Source organism: Pseudoalteromonas sp. SWXJZ10B, assembly GCF_015864475.1.
Taxonomy (GTDB): Bacteria; Pseudomonadota; Gammaproteobacteria; order Enterobacterales; family Alteromonadaceae; genus Pseudoalteromonas; species Pseudoalteromonas arctica.
In genome coordinates this window covers 91,716-107,885 of the sequence record NZ_JADYXD010000005.1, presented here as the reverse complement: position 1 = coordinate 107,885, position 16,170 = coordinate 91,716, and the positions used below count along the sequence as shown (strand labels likewise).

8 protein-coding genes are annotated in these 16,170 nt (G+C 39.6%); 4 read left to right on the top strand and 4 right to left on the bottom strand.

The window, feature by feature from the left end:
* The first annotated feature begins 1 nt into the window (after nucleotide 1).
* From hscB to I6F54_RS06595, 4 genes are all read left to right on the top strand, one after another.
* A complete protein-coding gene (gene hscB / locus I6F54_RS06610; RefSeq protein WP_197140443.1) occupies nucleotides 2-529 on the top strand; it encodes a co-chaperone HscB in 528 nt (175 codons plus the stop codon).
* 41 nt (nucleotides 530-570) lie between these two features.
* Nucleotides 571-2,433 (top strand): Fe-S protein assembly chaperone HscA, encoded by a 1,863-nt coding sequence (gene hscA, locus I6F54_RS06605; protein WP_197140441.1) that lies wholly within the window; start codon nucleotides 571-573, stop codon nucleotides 2,431-2,433.
* A gap of 11 nt (nucleotides 2,434-2,444) precedes the next feature.
* Nucleotides 2,445-2,783, top strand: a complete 339-nt coding sequence (fdx, locus tag I6F54_RS06600; RefSeq protein WP_007586379.1) for an ISC system 2Fe-2S type ferredoxin — start codon at nucleotides 2,445-2,447, stop codon at nucleotides 2,781-2,783.
* Nucleotides 2,784-3,030: 247 nt separating this feature from the next.
* Nucleotides 3,031-4,458, top strand: coding sequence for an NAD-dependent succinate-semialdehyde dehydrogenase (locus tag I6F54_RS06595; RefSeq protein WP_197140439.1), 1,428 nt, complete (start codon nucleotides 3,031-3,033; stop codon nucleotides 4,456-4,458).
* Nucleotides 4,459-4,747: 289 nt separating this feature from the next.
* Here I6F54_RS06595 and I6F54_RS06590 read toward each other — a convergent pair whose 3' ends face one another.
* The 4 genes from I6F54_RS06590 to I6F54_RS06575 all read right to left on the bottom strand — a co-directional run bounded on the left by I6F54_RS06590 (nucleotide 4,748) and on the right by I6F54_RS06575 (nucleotide 16,156).
* Entirely contained in the window at nucleotides 4,748-6,409 is a 1,662-nt protein-coding gene (locus I6F54_RS06590) for an HD family phosphohydrolase (RefSeq protein WP_197140437.1), read from the bottom strand.
* Nucleotides 6,381-8,492 carry a CHASE2 domain-containing protein gene (locus I6F54_RS20450; RefSeq protein ID WP_331458714.1) on the bottom strand — a complete coding sequence of 704 codons (2,112 nt, stop codon included), beginning with the start codon at nucleotides 8,490-8,492 and terminating at the stop codon, nucleotides 6,381-6,383. Before I6F54_RS20450 ends, I6F54_RS06590 begins: the two co-directional genes overlap by 29 nt.
* 128 nt (nucleotides 8,493-8,620) lie before the next feature.
* Nucleotides 8,621-9,454, bottom strand: a complete 834-nt coding sequence (locus tag I6F54_RS06580) for an MBL fold metallo-hydrolase (RefSeq protein WP_197140435.1) — start codon at nucleotides 9,452-9,454, stop codon at nucleotides 8,621-8,623.
* Nucleotides 9,455-9,463: 9 nt separating this feature from the next.
* Nucleotides 9,464-16,156, bottom strand: coding sequence for a beta strand repeat-containing protein (locus tag I6F54_RS06575; protein WP_197140433.1), 6,693 nt, complete (start codon nucleotides 16,154-16,156; stop codon nucleotides 9,464-9,466).
* Nucleotides 16,157-16,170: the final 14 nt, after the last annotated feature.

Here is a 16,170-nt window from a genome sequence, read left to right as displayed (position 1 = left end):
TATGCGTTACTTTGAATTATTTGCAGTTCCCGTTGATTACAATATTGATTTAGCAACGGTTAACAAGCACTACTTGGAATTACAGCGTACTGTACATCCAGATCGCCACGCGAATGCGAGCAGCCGCGATAAGTTAATGGCTGTGCAAAGCGCCGCCGAAATTAACGATGCGCTACAAACATTAAAGCACCCAGTAAAGCGTGCTGAATATATGTTAAGTGAGCTAGGCGTTGATATTCGTGCCGAGCAGCAAACCTTGCAAGATCCAATGTTCTTAATGCAACAAATGGAACTTCGCGAAGAGCTTGAAGAGTTAACATCGTCGAGCGATCCTGATGCTGCGATTGCAAATTTTGAAAAACAAATTAAGCAACTAAACGCGCAGTACAGTGAACAACTTGCAGAACAACTAGCAAGTAACGATGAGCAGCAATATCAACTTGCCGCAGACAATATTCGTAAACTGAAATTTGTTTATAAGTTACGTGACGAACTAGAGCGCATTGAAGACAGTTTATTTGACGATTAATTACTTGCTGCAAAGCGAGCAACACGAGTTTAAAGAGCATTATGGCATTATTGCAAATTGCTGAGCCGGGGCAGAGCGCGGCACCACACGAACATAAACTAGCTATTGGTATTGACCTTGGTACAACTAATTCATTGGTTGCAACAGTACAAAGCGGCGAAGCTCGCACGTTAACTGATGATCTCGGCGCGGCTATGTTACCGTCGGTTGTTCGTTATCAAGCAGGCGGTATTACTGTTGGCGCAGAGGCTGCACAAGCTGCAACGCAAGACCCTGCTAATACACTTATTTCGGTTAAGCGTTTTTTAGGTAAAACTCAGGCTGAAATAGAGCAAAGTTATGGCCAACTACCTTATGACTTCTGTGAGCACAATGGTGCGCTAGCAATAGAAACTGCGGCAGGTAAAATCAGTCCAATTAAAGCATCAAGCCATATTTTAGCTGCATTAAAAGCACGAGCTGAGCAAAGTTTTGGCAATCAAGAAATTTTAGGGGCTGTAATCACAGTACCAGCGTACTTTGATGACGCACAGCGCCAAAGTACTAAAGATGCCGCAGAACTTGCTGGTATTAACGTACTACGTTTATTAAATGAGCCAACAGCAGCAGCCGTTGCTTATGGTTTAGATTCTGGGCAAGAAGGTATTATTGCTGTTTACGATTTAGGCGGTGGTACATTTGATATCTCAGTACTTAGATTACACCAAGGTGTGTTTGAAGTTATGGCAACGGGTGGCGACTCAAGCCTAGGTGGCGATGACTTTGACTCACTACTTGTTGATTACTTTAAGCAGCAAACAGGTGTGTCAGCATTATCACCTTCAGTTTTACGTTTATTCATCAATAAAGCAAAAGCGTGTAAAGAAGCATTAAGCCAATACGCTAAAGTAAACGTGGGTCTTGAGTTTGACGATCAAAAATACACCGTAGAAGTAACACGCGAAACGTTTGACGAAATGGCTATGCCCCTCGTTAAAAAAACGCTGCGCTCGTGTCGTCGTGCTGTAAAAGATGCTGGCATAGAAAACGACGAAGTACTGCAAGTTATTATGGTTGGCGGTTCAACCCGTATGCCACTGGTACGCAGCCAAGTACAAAGCTTTTTTGATAAAGAACCACTAACTTCAATCGACCCCGATCGTGTTGTAGCTCTAGGTGCCGCGCTTCAAGCTGACGTGTTAATTGGCAATAAGCCAGATTCTGACATGTTATTACTAGATGTATTACCGTTATCGCTAGGCCTTGAAACTATGGGTGGTTTGGTTGAAAAAATCATTCCGCGCAATACAACGATTCCGGTAGCACGCGCACAAGAATTTACGACGTTTAAAGACGGCCAAACAGCCATGTCATTACATGTGCTGCAAGGCGAGCGTGAGCTTGTTGATGATTGTCGGTCGCTTGCTAAGTTTAGCTTAAAAGGTATTCCACCAATGGCGGCAGGCGCTGCGCATATTCGTGTAACCTTTAAAGTTGATGCTGATGGCCTATTAAGTGTTTCAGCTATGGAAAAATCAACAGGCGTACAAGCTGAGATTCAAGTGAAGCCTTCGTTTGGTTTATCTGATGACCAAGTAGCTAACATGCTAAAAGAGTCAATGAGCAACGCGAAAGGCGATATGCAAGCACGTATGCTTAAAGAGCAACAAGTAGAAGCACTTCGAGTTATAGAGGCGCTGAACGCTTCACTTGCAACCGATGCTGCATTACTTGATGAAATGCAGTTAGCTAATTTAAGAGCAGAAATTGCAGAGCTTGTAAAAGTACGCGAAAATGCTCAAGAGCCAAACGAAATAAAAGCAGCTATCGAAAAAGTCGATAATGCGAGTAGCGACTTTGCATCGCGCAGAATGGATGCATCAATAAAAAAGGCCCTTACAGGGCAGTCAGTAGACAACATTTAAGAGAGATTAGAATGCCACAAATTGTTTTTCTTCCACATCCTGAATTATGTCCTGACGGCGCTGCAATTGAAGCACCAACAGGCCAAACGGTACTCGACGCTGCGCTTAAAAATGGTATTAGCATTGCGCATGCCTGCGAAAAGTCGTGTGCGTGTACTACGTGTCACTTAGTGATTCGTGAAGGATTTGATTCACTACAAGAGAGTGATGAGCTAGAAGATGACATGCTAGATAAAGCATGGGGTTTAGAGCCAGAGTCACGCCTTGGTTGCCAAGCAATTATAAGAGATGAAGACTTGGTGGTTGAAATACCTAAGTACAATCTCAATATCGTTAATGAAGAGCACTAGTTTTTAACGATGTATATATTAAAAGCCGCTGTTTGATACAGCGGCTTTTTTGTTTCAAAAAACCATTCATAAACACGTAGCAGCGACTTTATGTCGCGTTTTAAATCTCAAACGTTTTAAGTTAAATTTTTCTAATCTCAAACTTGAACATCAAAATGATCTCGTATTTTTCAGATTATATAAACGCGGGGTAAACCCGCTGCTACGAGTTCAACCCAATCCCTAAAATCTATTTCGGAGGTTTATTTTGAGTAATCTTATTTTCTCAGACTCATTTATTAACGGCGAATTTTATAAGACTGATACGCACTTTAGCGTTAACGATCCCGCGACCGAAAAAAGTATTGTTGATGTAAGCGATATTGACGAGCAGGGTGTAAATAGCGCAATAGCTGCAGCTCAAGGGGCTTTTGTTAAATTAAAAGCGACGAATGCCACCGAGCGAAGCGAAACGTTGATGCGCTGGTATGAGCTAGTTATAAAACACAAACAAACACTTGCAGAGCTTATGACCAAAGAGCAAGGTAAGCCACTTAAAGAATCCCTTGGTGAAATTGATTACGGTGCAGGTTTTATCAAATGGTTTGCTGAGGAAGCCAAGCGTAGTTACGGTGACGTGATTCCGCCAACTGATGACTCACATCGTTTAACTAGCTTTAAGCAGCCTATCGGTGTTGTAGCTGGTATAACGCCTTGGAACTTCCCTGTTGCTATGGTTACTCGTAAAGTAGCTCCAGCTTACGCTGCGGGCTGTAGCTTTATACTTAAACCTTCTGAACATACGCCACTATGTGCTATCGCACTTGCTTATTTGGCCGATCAAGCTGGTTTTGTTAAAGGTGCATTTAATGTACTGGTTTCACAAGATGCCAAAACAGTAGGTAAAATGCTGACTGATTCAGAAGTCGTGCGTAAGTTTACATTTACCGGCTCTACCGGTGTAGGTAAGCAGTTGCTATCTCAATGTGCAGACACAATTAAACGCACCTCGATGGAGCTTGGCGGCAATGCGCCTTTTATCATTTTTGATAATGCAGATTTAGATGAAGCTGTAGAAGGGCTAATGGCGGCTAAATTTAGAAATAGTGGGCAGGCATGTGTTGCTGCAAACCGTATCTTTATACAGCGTAATATTCTCGACAAAGTACTGTCAAAAATCACGCCTAAGGTTGCAGCGTTAAAAGTGGCAAATGGTTTTGAAGACGATGTTGATATTGGCCCACTCATTTACCCTAAAGCCAAAGAGAAAGTACAACAGTTAGTACAAGACGCACTCGATAAAGGTGCTACGTTGATTGGCGATAATAGTGACTTAGGTGGCAGCTTTCAAAACCCATTAATAGTAAACAACGTAACTACTGACATGGATATTTACCACGAAGAAGTATTTGGTCCAGTATTAACGGTTATTCCTTTTGATGAAGAAAGTGAAGTGCTTGCACTTGCTAACGATGTACCATTTGGTCTAGCAGCCTATTTTTATAGCCAAAATATTAAGCAAATTTACCGAATTAGTGAAGGGCTTGAATTTGGTATGGTAGGTGTAAATGAAGGTGTTATATCAAACCCAGTAGCGCCTTTCGGTGGCGTTAAACAATCTGGTTTGGGCCGAGAAGGTGGGCATCAAGGGCTGGATGAGTACCTAGAAGAAAAATACGTGTGTATTAAAATATAACGGCAGTTAAGTATACGAGCGCGAATTTACTTCGCGCTTTTTTATGACGTTAATATGGCAGATATATGAACTTTACCTTTTACTGTTGCTACCCAAAGCGCTAAATGCTACCTTTGGGAACATATTTTTTGTTAATAAAACAACATAAAAAAACAAATAAAAAGTAAAAGGATTTCTATAAGTAGAAATAACCCCGTGTGTAAATGCCACCGTAAGGTGGCATTTTTTTGTTTGGATAGGTATAGGCTGTAATAAGCGTATTTTGAATAAAGGCATGGCTTTATAGGTGCTAACTTATAGGTGTGTAACCGGGTAAGTTATCAAAATCTACCTCATCTAGCTGCTCTGGGTTAGCATATTCATTGATATAATTTTTATAGACTTGCGACTCAATAAAAATAGCAAAAATGTCAGCATCAAGATGGTTTTTAGCAACCATTGACCCTAAAATAAATAAACACTCACTGACCGGTTTTGCTTTTTTGTAGGGCCTGTCTACTGCAGATAGCGCTTCAAAAATATCCGTAATAGCCATTAACCTTGCAGGCACCGACATTTGCTCTTTGGTTAAACCTCTTGGGTAACCAGTACCGTCAAGTTTTTCATGATGACCTAAAGCATATTCAGTCACATTGCTTAAGTGTTTAGGGAACGGCAGGGCATCTAAAATATTTTTAGTTACATCCATATGACGTTTCATTACTTCACGTTCGGCTTCGGTTAACGTGCCTCTTCGTATTGTTAAGTTTTCAACTTCATCAGCTGAGAGCAATGGTGTATTAATATCATTTATAACGAGTTGGTATTTGTTTGCAATGCGTTCAATGTGCTCAAGTTCTGCATCACCTAAAAACTCGCCCCCTACATTCACACGCTGTAATAATGCACGGTCTAATGCCAACTGTTTAAGCTCGGTATCAAGTAGGCGTTCAAATTGTTGAACCTCGATAGGTTTTTGCAGCTTCATCGCACAGATGATTTTTTGCTGATACGCTATTTTTAAATCTCGGCTAATTATTTCAAATTTAGCATCTACATATTTTATTCGATCAAAAATAGTTTCTAGTTTTGTCGACTTTTCCATAATGTGATCGGGAGTCGCGATTTTCCCACAGTCATGTAACCAGCCTGCTATATCAAGTTCATGCCGGTCGGCCTCACTCATCGAAAATGAAGCCAAAGGGCCTTTATTTATATCATGTACGGCATCAGCTAGCATTAACGTGAGTGCTGGCACTCGTTTACAATGGCCACCGGTATGAGGAGACTTTTCATCTATTGCCATCGCAATTGTTTCAGCAAAGGTTGAAAAAAGATCTTCCATTCCCTTAATTAGTGTTGAGTTAGTTAGTGAAATAGCGCCTAAAGAGGCAAAAGATCGAATTAGAGTGACAAGCTCTTCACTAAAAGGAATGTTTTTATTTTGCGCATCTTTTACATTTATAAGCTGGATTACACCAATAATGTCATCTTCATGATCTTTTAAAGGAATTGTTAGCATGGACTCAGAGCGATAACCCGTGCGTGCGTCTATTTTGCGAGCTGCGCTCATATCAAAGGGCAGGGCATCATACACGTCAGGAATGTTAATCACTTCGCCAGAATTTGCAGAGTGGGCAACAATAGCTGTTTCGTTTGGTTTGCCATCAATAAAAAGATCTATATTAGGAAAATCTACAGGGCTCCCTAAAGTGCCACCTAAATAAAGATTTAATGACTTATTTATTACCGTTTCAAACTTGAGTTGTTTATTTGGGGTAATAGAGTAAATGCTGCCAGCATCAGAATTTGCTATCGACATCACAACTTGCAGTATTTCATCAAGTAACTTAGACGAGTTTTTTTCTGTTGTTAGCCTAATACTAATATCGATAAAATGCTGAAGGTTTGTTTTGTCTTTAATGTGCTGTCGCATATGTTTACTACTTTTTAGTATGTTTGAAGGCACCATTCCAATCCTTAGCTAGTGTTTGCAAATCAGTGCCCTTAATACGTTCGATAAAAATGGTATAAACGTCAGAGCTAAATACGGTCGTGCTGTGTAGTTCTTTAAATAAGCTAAGCGCTTGTGGCCAGTTTTTATTATAAAAAAGCGTCATGGCCTGCTGTGATTTTTTAACTTCATTTAACTGTTCTTCATCGAGCTTATCTGTAAAATTTATAGGCTCAAACAACTGTATAGCCGTTGTTTTTCCGACAACTTGTACTTTATCTATTAAACGAAATGAAATATGAGGGCATTCGTTCATCGTTTCTTCTGTAACAAGAATAGCTACGCCATAAAATTTGGTCAAGCTTTCTACTCTAGCACCTAAATTAACAGTATCACCAAGAACTGTATAGGCTTTACGGTAAACCGAACCCATATCACCTACATTCATATCGCCAGTACTTAAACCGATACCAATTTTTATTGCAGGCTGATTGTTTTCTGCAAATAACTGATTTACTTGCGTTAACCCGTTAATCATACCCATAGCGGCTTCAACACCATGGCGAGCGTGGTTTTCATCTATTAGTGGAGCATTCCAAAATGCCATCACCATATCGCCTACGTACTTATCAATAGTTCCGTTATGATCAAATATGATTTTGGTAATAGCCGTAAGATATTCGTTTAAGTATTCACTTAACTGATGGGGCGACATACTTTCTGATACTGAAGTGAAACTACGAATGTCGGCAAACAACACCGTCATATTTTTTCGCTCACTTTTTTGAGATAAACTTTTACCCTGTAATATCATCTGATTTATACGCTCAGGAGGCATATATTGGTCAAACATAGATTTTATTTTTCGGCTATGTTTCATTTCAGCGATAGAACCAACAATGATGTAATAACCCGCTAATATAATGATGAGTAAAAGAGGCATTAATAAAGGTAAACTAATTTTTTGCACTGACCATAAATAAACGTTTAAAAATATAACGACACTTGTGACTGTAAGAGACAAAACAATAATAAAACGTGCGCTCTTACCGTGGCTAAAAAACGACAGTACGCTACCCGTTAATGTAATGATGAGTAAGCTTGCTCCCAGTGACCAATTAGGTTTAGATGGCAGTAGCTCTGGGTGCATTAATCCTTCAAATATATTGGCATGAACCTCCACACCAGGGTATTGCAAACCAACAGGTGTTGATCTTAAATCAGCGAGTCCAATTGCCGATGTGCCAATAAAGGCTACTGTGCCTTCTAATTCCTCTAAACCAATTTTTTTGGTCAAAATATCGGTAGCCGAATAATAAGGGAAGCTATGCGCACGCCCTTTGTAAGGAATTAATATTTGCCCATACTCATCAGTTTGAATCCACTTATCTTGAAATTTTATACCTTCGAATAAGGTTATACCATCTAACCTATTGGAACGGGTTTCTATGTTTTCAGCAAGGGTATAAAGTCGAGCAACTTCAAGTGCTAAAGAAGGATAAAGCTTATTGCCAACTCGATTTATAAGAGCTGCTTTACGTATAAAACCATCTTCATCGCTATGTGCATTGATAAAACCGGTACCCGTTGTAGCATTTTGTAACTGTGGAATATTTACAATAGCACCAGGAAACTGGTTTATTTGTGAATTAGTATGATCCGCATTTGCCCATATAACACTGCTTTTAGCTGGCAAGTTTTGATTAGTGAGTTGTTCATCAATTAATAAAAAACCAAGAACAGTATCATTTTTAGATAATGCGCTTGCTAGTTTTGTGTCTGCATCGACTTGTTTAGTAATTTCAGCAAAGGGGATGGTGTACTTTTTTGATAAATCAGGAATTTCAGACATAATTTTTGTAACAGGGTTTTCTTCCTGTTCAGAAAAAAATATATCGAATGCAATAACAATAACACCTGCATCAGTAAGCTTTGTAACAAGGTCGGCTACTTTTGATCGACTCCAAGGAAAGCGTCCTTGTTCTTGCATGCTCTTTTCATCGATATCAATTATTACAACGGTTTCATCAATACGCCTAGGCGTCTCTGAAAGCGTTAGTAATAAACGAGAGTCGTATATTATACCTTCTACGCGGTTCACTAACTTTGCAAGCGACCCAGTTGAAAATAGCTCTATTGATGCAATTAATAATGTAATAACAGCGCCAATGAAAAAGTGCTTTGAAGTAATTGGTTTTAAGGAGCTAATGAGTAACGCTCCTTGATAGACTAAAAATCAAAAACTCGTCCTTCTCGGCCGCATTCTATTTTTACCTGTTGAGCGTACTGCGTGTGTAAATATTTTTCTATAGCCAATAACTGTTCATCGGTTCTTGATGGATCGTGGCTAATAATAACCACATTTTTAATACTCGCTTTTATAGCAAGCTCAGCCACCTGATCTATGGTGCTATGCCCCCAACCATGTTTAAGAGGCAAGTCTGCATCTATAAATTGAGCATCATGAATTAGTAAATCAGCGCCTTCAATAAAGTTGACCCATTCGCTAATATTTGTGTTTGCTTTTTCTGGCGGATTTAGCTCATTGTCGGTAACGTAAGCCACCTTTTTTTCATCTGCTTTAATACAATAAGCAGTACCACCACCAGGGTGATTTAGTGGAGCAGTCGAAACCAAAAAATCATTAAGTGTAAATTGCTTTTGAGACGATAAATCAGTATTAAGCGTAATGCTGGCAGGTAAATCTTGATAACACACCGGAAAGTACGAACCACTCATTTGCTTTAATATGGCATCTTGGCTTTTTTTATCATCAACGTTACCCACAGTAATAGTTATATCGCGGTTGGGTTGGTAAATAGGTTTAAAAAAAGGAAACCCTTGAATATGGTCCCAATGGTTATGCGTTAGCAAAATATTGATAGGACTTTGTGTTTCTAGTAAACGTGTACCGAGCTCTACAATACCGGTACCAGAGTCTAAAATGAGATCTTTGCCATTATTTTGTTCGATGTACACACATGAGGTATTTCCTCCAAAAATGTGTGTATTACTTCCTGCTGAAGCCATTGAGCCTCTAACACCAAAAAATTCAACTTTCATAATTTAAGGCTAAGCTCCATCTTCTACAAAATTGAATTTAGAAATACTAACATTGTTAGAGTTAGTGTCATTACAGGTGCTGCTTACAACAACTTGGGTGTCATTTTGTAAGATGATTGAAGTAAATACATGTGTACTGGTACATTGGCTTGCTTCATAAAATCCGGCACCACTGGCTCCAAACGTATTATCTAAAGTACCGTCAGTTAAAATACGCGCTAACATTCCTTTATTGTTAGCCATGCCGGCTAAAATAAGTTGATTGCTACTATCGAGCGCTGCACCACTTAGCTCAGTGTTACCGCTTGACGCCAAAGTATATTCACCGACACCATTTACGGCAAAGCTAGTATCAAGCGCACCCGTAACGAGCAACCTAATAACATTGGCTTTATTTGACGAATCAATAAGGTTTGCTATTAAATATAACTTACCCGTTGTGTCAGTTAAAATCTGCGCTATTTTATTGTTGGTATCTGTGGTTTCTTCACCTACATATTTAAAGACTTCAGTACCATTTGAGCTTAACTTCAATGCGATTAGCTTTGAAGTGCCACTTAATACTGCCTTACCGCCAATGAAAATATCCGCATTGTCGGTATGTACACGGTTATAGTACTCAAAAGCTGAGCCTATGATACTTCCGCCAGTGCCAAAGTTAGGCTCAAGGGTGCCTTCTGGAGTCAACATTATAACGATTGGGCTAGGAGTACCACTTGTTACGATTGACCCGACAGTAATAATGTTACCGCTGTTATCAAGTGCAATATCTGTCAGATTTACCAATTCTGCGCCACTGACAGAGGTTGTGTATACACCGTCTGTTGCAAATGAAGTGTCTAAATTACCAGACTGATCAACTTTAGCTACAAAACCCGCTTCACCATTCTCACCATTTTTAGAGCCTGTAATAACTAAATTGCCGTCGCTTTGCTCGGTTAGAGCAACACGCGATTTACTCAAATCTATGGTAATTTCTTTATGGCCACTTTCGCTAAAGCTAGTATCGATATCACCCGTACTCGTAAAGCGTGTTAGTACTAACTTAGTAATTGAGTCTGATTTAGCCGTTGATGCAAGAATATACTTACCGGCATGAGGGTCATTGCTAAGTTGTAAAACGTGCATTGATTCGTCGTTTGTCGCATCTACTAAATTATTAAGGGTAAAGTAACCATTCGTTTCAAAGTTACTAAATAATGTGGCTTGACTGTCTATTGCTGCAATAAACGGTTTTGTATTTGAATCATCATTAACACCAGCTACCCAAAGAGTGTCATTAGAGTCGATAGCTAAAGTGTTGGCAAATTGCTTACCACTTATACCATCAATTATATTAATGCCGGAGGTGCCATAGGCACTATCTAAAGTACCTTCATTATTAATCCGTGCTGAAAATAATTTTTCTGAGGCTGATACGCCAGTCGTCCCCGACAAACTAATGCCATTGTTACTAGGCTCGTGTTTAATACCTGTAATTTTAGCGCCGCCATTACCATTTCCACCATTACCATCAATATCATAAATTGCTATACCAGCATTACCAAAGGTGGTGATTAGTTCCCCATTTTTATTAATAGCTAATATTACAGTTTCTTTTTCACCGCTGTTTCTTGTTACATATCCACCTGCAAAGGCAGTAAATTCAGAATCAACAACTCCGCCTACAGCAAAAAGTTCGTCGTCTTTATCATTATCAGATATATCAATTGTTAGTGCTGCGCCACCATTAAAGTTATTGTCATTATCGCCATCAGATTTTAAATAACGAAGTAGAGAGTCTTTTGTTCCCTCTGCATTGGTAACACTCCCAACCACTAAGTAATCTGAATCATCAAAGTTCTTAACTGCAAAGCCTTCATCATCTCGATTAGCGCCGCTAACATCGACAATAGCTGGAGTAGAGTTCTCAAAATCTAGATCTGATTTTTTATAATGTATCCATAGACTATCGTTTTGAGTGCCATCAAAGCGTTTACCTACAGCCAGTATTTTATCATCATCAATTTCAAGGTCATTAATAACAAGAGTACTCGCTTGTGAAGTACAGCGAACTCCTGAATCATTCTCACCAGAGTCAGTACTTACAACGCCAGCAGTATTCATTTCCAATAAGCAGGCTTCAGTATTTGTGCCGTCAAAACTAGAATAAGCAATAAAGAGATCTGTACCGTCAGAAATAATAGCTGTGGCTTCTTCATCATCATCTAAATCTAATATTTTTATTCCATTACTATTAAAAGCATTATTTGTTATGCCAGCGTTGGTGTAAGACACAACAATAATATCTTTATCGTCGCCATCAACAAAACCAACAAAATAAAGGTTGCCATTAAGCTCAATACTGTCTTTAAACTCACCTCCAGAAAAAATGTTTGAAAGATCAAACTCACCTGTAATCGGGCGGCCAAATGTCACATCTTCAGTTGGAATAAGAAGCTCAATTTCATCAGTAATATTAACGGTTATATTAACGTTTGAACTTTCATTAGGTGTGCCATCGTCAGTTATAGTGACATTTAGGATATATTGATTAGTTGTTTCATAATCAAATGGGCTTTCACCTGCGGTTGATAAAACACCAGAGCTACTATTAATTTCAAATAAAGCAGTGTCACCGCCAGTTAAACTATAAGTTAAGGTCTGGTTCTCAATATCTGACGCGCTAACAGTCCCTATGATGTCGCCATCTGTAGCATTTTCACTAATACTAAAACTTTGAACCGATGCTACAGGTGCATCGTTAACAGCAGTTACGGTAATGACCACGGTGGCTGTATTGGTTCCGCCATTATTATCACTAATCGTATAAGTTATCGTGGCAAGTCCATTGGTATTGGCTTCAGGCGTATATTGAATTTGATTGCCAACCACTGAGACCGAGCCAATATCAGCTGAGGCTGAAGAGATCACCAAGCTGTCTCCATCAGAGTCAGTATCATTTGCTAATACGTTTATCAGTATTGGTGCTGCATCTTCAGCCATGGTCGCGGTATCGTTATTGGCAACAGGTGCATCATTCACGGCAGTTATCGTAATAGCGAGCGTGGCAGTATTCGTTCCACCATTATTATCACTAACAGTATAGGTAACTGTTGCTAAGCCGTTGCTATCGGCTGCTGGTGTGTATTGAATTTGATTGCCAACTACTGAGACTGAGCCAATATCAGCTGATGCTGCACTGATCGCCAGGCTGTCGCCATCTACATCTGAGTCATTTTCTAATACGTTTATCAGTATTGGCGCTGCATTTTCAGCCATAGTAGCGGTATCGTTATTGGCAACAGGTACATCATTCACGGCAGTTATCGTAATAGCGACCGTGGCAGTATTTGTTCCACCATTATTATCACTAACGGTATAAGTAACTGTTGCTAAGCCATTGCTATCAGCTGCCGGTGTGTATTGAATTTGATTACCAACTACTGAGGCTGAGCCAATATCAGCTGAGACTGCACTGATCACCAGGCTGTCGCCGTCTTCATCTGAGTCATTGGCTAATACGTTTATCAGTATTGGCGCTGCATCTTCAGCCATAGTAGCAGTATCGTTATTGGCAACAGGTGTATCGTTCACTGCAGTTATAGTAATAGTGACCGTGGTATTACCTGTTCCGCCATTATTATCACTAACGGTATAAGTAACTATTGCTAAGCCATTGCTGTCGGCCTCCGGTGTATATTGAATTTGATTGCCAACTACTGAGACCGAGCCAATATCAGCTGAGGTTGCACTAATTGTGAGGCTGTCGCCATCTATATCTGAGTCATTGGCTAATACGTTTATTAGTATTGGCGCTGCATCTTCAGCCATGGTAGCTGAATCGGCGTTTGCTATTGGAGCATCGTTTACGGAGGTAATAGTGATAGTTAACGTTGTTGTACTGGCACCACCGCTGCTATCGCTTACAGTATAAGTAACTGTTGCTACGCCGTTGTCGTTGGCTGCCGGTGTATATTGAATTTGATTGCCAACCACTGCGACTGAACCAGTATTTGCCGAGGCAGCACTGATAGTGAGGCTATCACCATCCACGTCAGAGTCATTTGCCAATACGTTTATTAGTATTGGCGCTGCATCTTCATCTACTGTCGCTGAGTCTGCGTTTGCAATTGGAGTATCGTTTACAGGAGTAATAATTATTGATAAGTTTGTAGTTGCAGTACCACCATTACCATCACTTATTGTGTAGCTAATAATTGCTGTTCCATTTGTATTAGCAGCAGGCGTGTATTGGATTTTATTATCAACAACAGATGCAGAACCTATATCTGCAGTAGCAGCTGTTATTGTAAGAGTATCGCCATCAATGTCGGAGTCGTTAGCTAGTACGTTAACTAATAACGCAGGAGCATCTTCGTTCATCGTTGCTGAATCAGCATTTGCAGTAGGGGCATCATTAACGGGTGTCACGGTAATCGTCACACTTGCTGTTCTGTCGTTTATGCCTTCATTACCAGTGCTATAACCATCCGTAATGGTGTAAGTTAGTACTATCTCACCTGAAAAGTTTGCTGGTGGAGTAAACTGTATTTTTCCGGCGACAATAGTCGCTTCTCCAGCAATATTTTCTATGTTCGAAATACTAATCGTATCGCCATCTGCATCAGTGTCGTTAGCTAGCACGTCTAATAAAGATGCAGAGCTGTCTTCGTCTAACGTAAATTGATCGTTATTGGCTTCTGGAAAAGTATTAACGCCGCTTTCACTTAATGTTACTTGAGCTGTTGCAGTTAAGCCTTGCTCATTTGAAATTGAATAAGTAAAGCTATCTACACCAATAAAACCTAAGTCTGGCTGGTAGGTAAATGAGCCATCAACTTTTAATGTAAGCTCGCCATTTTGAGTTGCATTGATTGCCGTGGTGTTAACTGATAAATCGCCAGCCTCAATATTAAAATCGTTAATTAATAAGCCATTTTGTACTGTTACTTCAAATAGTTTATTTTTACTAAATTGATAGGCATCATTTTGTGCGACAGGGCTATCGGGTTCGCTGTTTATTACTAAAGTTACTGTGGCTGTAGAGGTTGCACCTAATGAGTCTATAGCTTGATATCGAAATTGATCAACACCATTAAAATTAGCATCCGGCACATAACTAAAGCTGCCATCAATTGCTAATAATAGTTGGCCATGTGTTGGTGCCACAATAAATGTTTCATCAACTGAAAAACTGTCATTATTTGGGTCAGTATCGTTACTAAGCACACCATTGGCTGCTGTAACCACAAGTGTTTCATCTTCGCTTAAACTATAGCTATCATTTTTTGTTACAGGGGCTACGTTAGTGTTTGAGCTTACAATAGTTACATTTGCAATAGCCTGAGCACCTTGTGCATCAACAACTCTATACTGAAAGCTGTCTTGGCCTTGCATGTTCTGCTCGCCTTGGTATTCAAAGCTACCATTATCAAAAAGGGTTAATTGTCCTCTTGTCGGTTCGCTAACAGGCGTTGTATCAACAGTTAAGTTATCTAAATCAATATCGCTATCGTTAATAAGTAAGCCAGGCGATAGGACAACTAAGGTTCCATTGTTTGTAATGTTATAAGTATTATCAAGCGCAATAGGGGCGTCGTTAACAGCTAAAATGGTTATCTCTACAACTGCGGTATCTGTCATACCTAGCTCGTTAGCAACTTGATAGCTAAAGGCATCTTCACCATTAAAGTTTGCAATAGGGATATAAGTAAAATCCCCATTTTCATTTATATCAATGGTGCCATGCTGCGGTAGAATTAATGCATCTGCATTTACACGTAAATCGCCACTGTATTGATTCGTATCATTTGTTAGAACGTTGCCTTGCAGAGTTTGATCTTCATTTATCTGAAACTGATCGGCATTAGCTTCTGGTGCAAATGCAAGCTCTCCACCCACTGGTGCTATGTTTATTATATTAGCAAAGCCACTTTCACCACTGCCATCAATACCGGTAATAAGTACTTGATAACTTTTATCTGTAAGTGACTCGGTAATGCTTAATGCAGTATCTTGAATACTTAAAAATTGTTGCCCGTTTTCTAATTCATTAATATTAGTAGATGAAACTCCAGCTTGAGTTGCAATATAAACGTTATAACGATTAAGTTCGGGGTTTGCTTGCCACGAAAGATTAATATTATCTTCGTCTCGCTGAGCTGTAACACCTTCAATTTGATATGGTTGCCAGTTAAAAGTAATTGCATCAGCAAGGACTTGATTATTTAAAGAGTCAGTTATCCATATTTCTAGGCGTATCTCTCCTGGAGTTACGCCATAAAGTGCAGGGCTGAGGCCTATAATTGATTTTTCGTAGTCAAAACCACAATCAGAAGAACACAGTGATATGCTTTTATTAACACTAGGGAGCACTAAATTAACTTCAGCAATGCCATCAGTATCCGAAGCTTCAAGTAAAAAAGAAACGTTGCCTTGCACAGTTTCGTTTGTTTGTGAAAAAACAATATTAGCGCGTGTATTAGCTATGCTTGATCCAACTACTCCTCTACTTGAAGTGACAGCACCTAAAACTTTTGTATTCTTGGTTTGATTGCTCGCTATAACACCAGCCAAATTTATATAGCTAGTCACCGTTGGCGGTACTACTTCAGCCGTAGGTGATTGTATTGTCTCTTGAGCAGGGCTTTCTTCTGAGCCTCCACAGGCACTTAACAAAAACACCATAGAACCAAGCAAAAATATATTTTTTGCTGTCATTTTAAATACTCCAT

Excerpts from the sequence above, each read along its gene's own strand:
- hscB (WP_197140443.1), top strand. The coding sequence starts at position 2 with ATGCGTTACTTTGAATTATTTGCAGTTCCCGTTGATTACAATATTGAT.
- hscA (WP_197140441.1), top strand. The coding sequence starts at position 571 with ATGGCATTATTGCAAATTGCTGAGCCGGGGCAGAGCGCGGCACCACAC.
- fdx (WP_007586379.1), top strand. The coding sequence starts at position 2,445 with ATGCCACAAATTGTTTTTCTTCCACATCCTGAATTATGTCCTGACGGC.
- I6F54_RS06590 (WP_197140437.1), bottom strand. The coding sequence starts at position 6,409 with ATGGTGCCTTCAAACATACTAAAAAGTAGTAAACATATGCGACAGCAC.
- I6F54_RS06580 (WP_197140435.1), bottom strand. The coding sequence starts at position 9,454 with ATGAAAGTTGAATTTTTTGGTGTTAGAGGCTCAATGGCTTCAGCAGGA.
- I6F54_RS06575 (WP_197140433.1), bottom strand. The coding sequence starts at position 16,156 with ATGACAGCAAAAAATATATTTTTGCTTGGTTCTATGGTGTTTTTGTTA.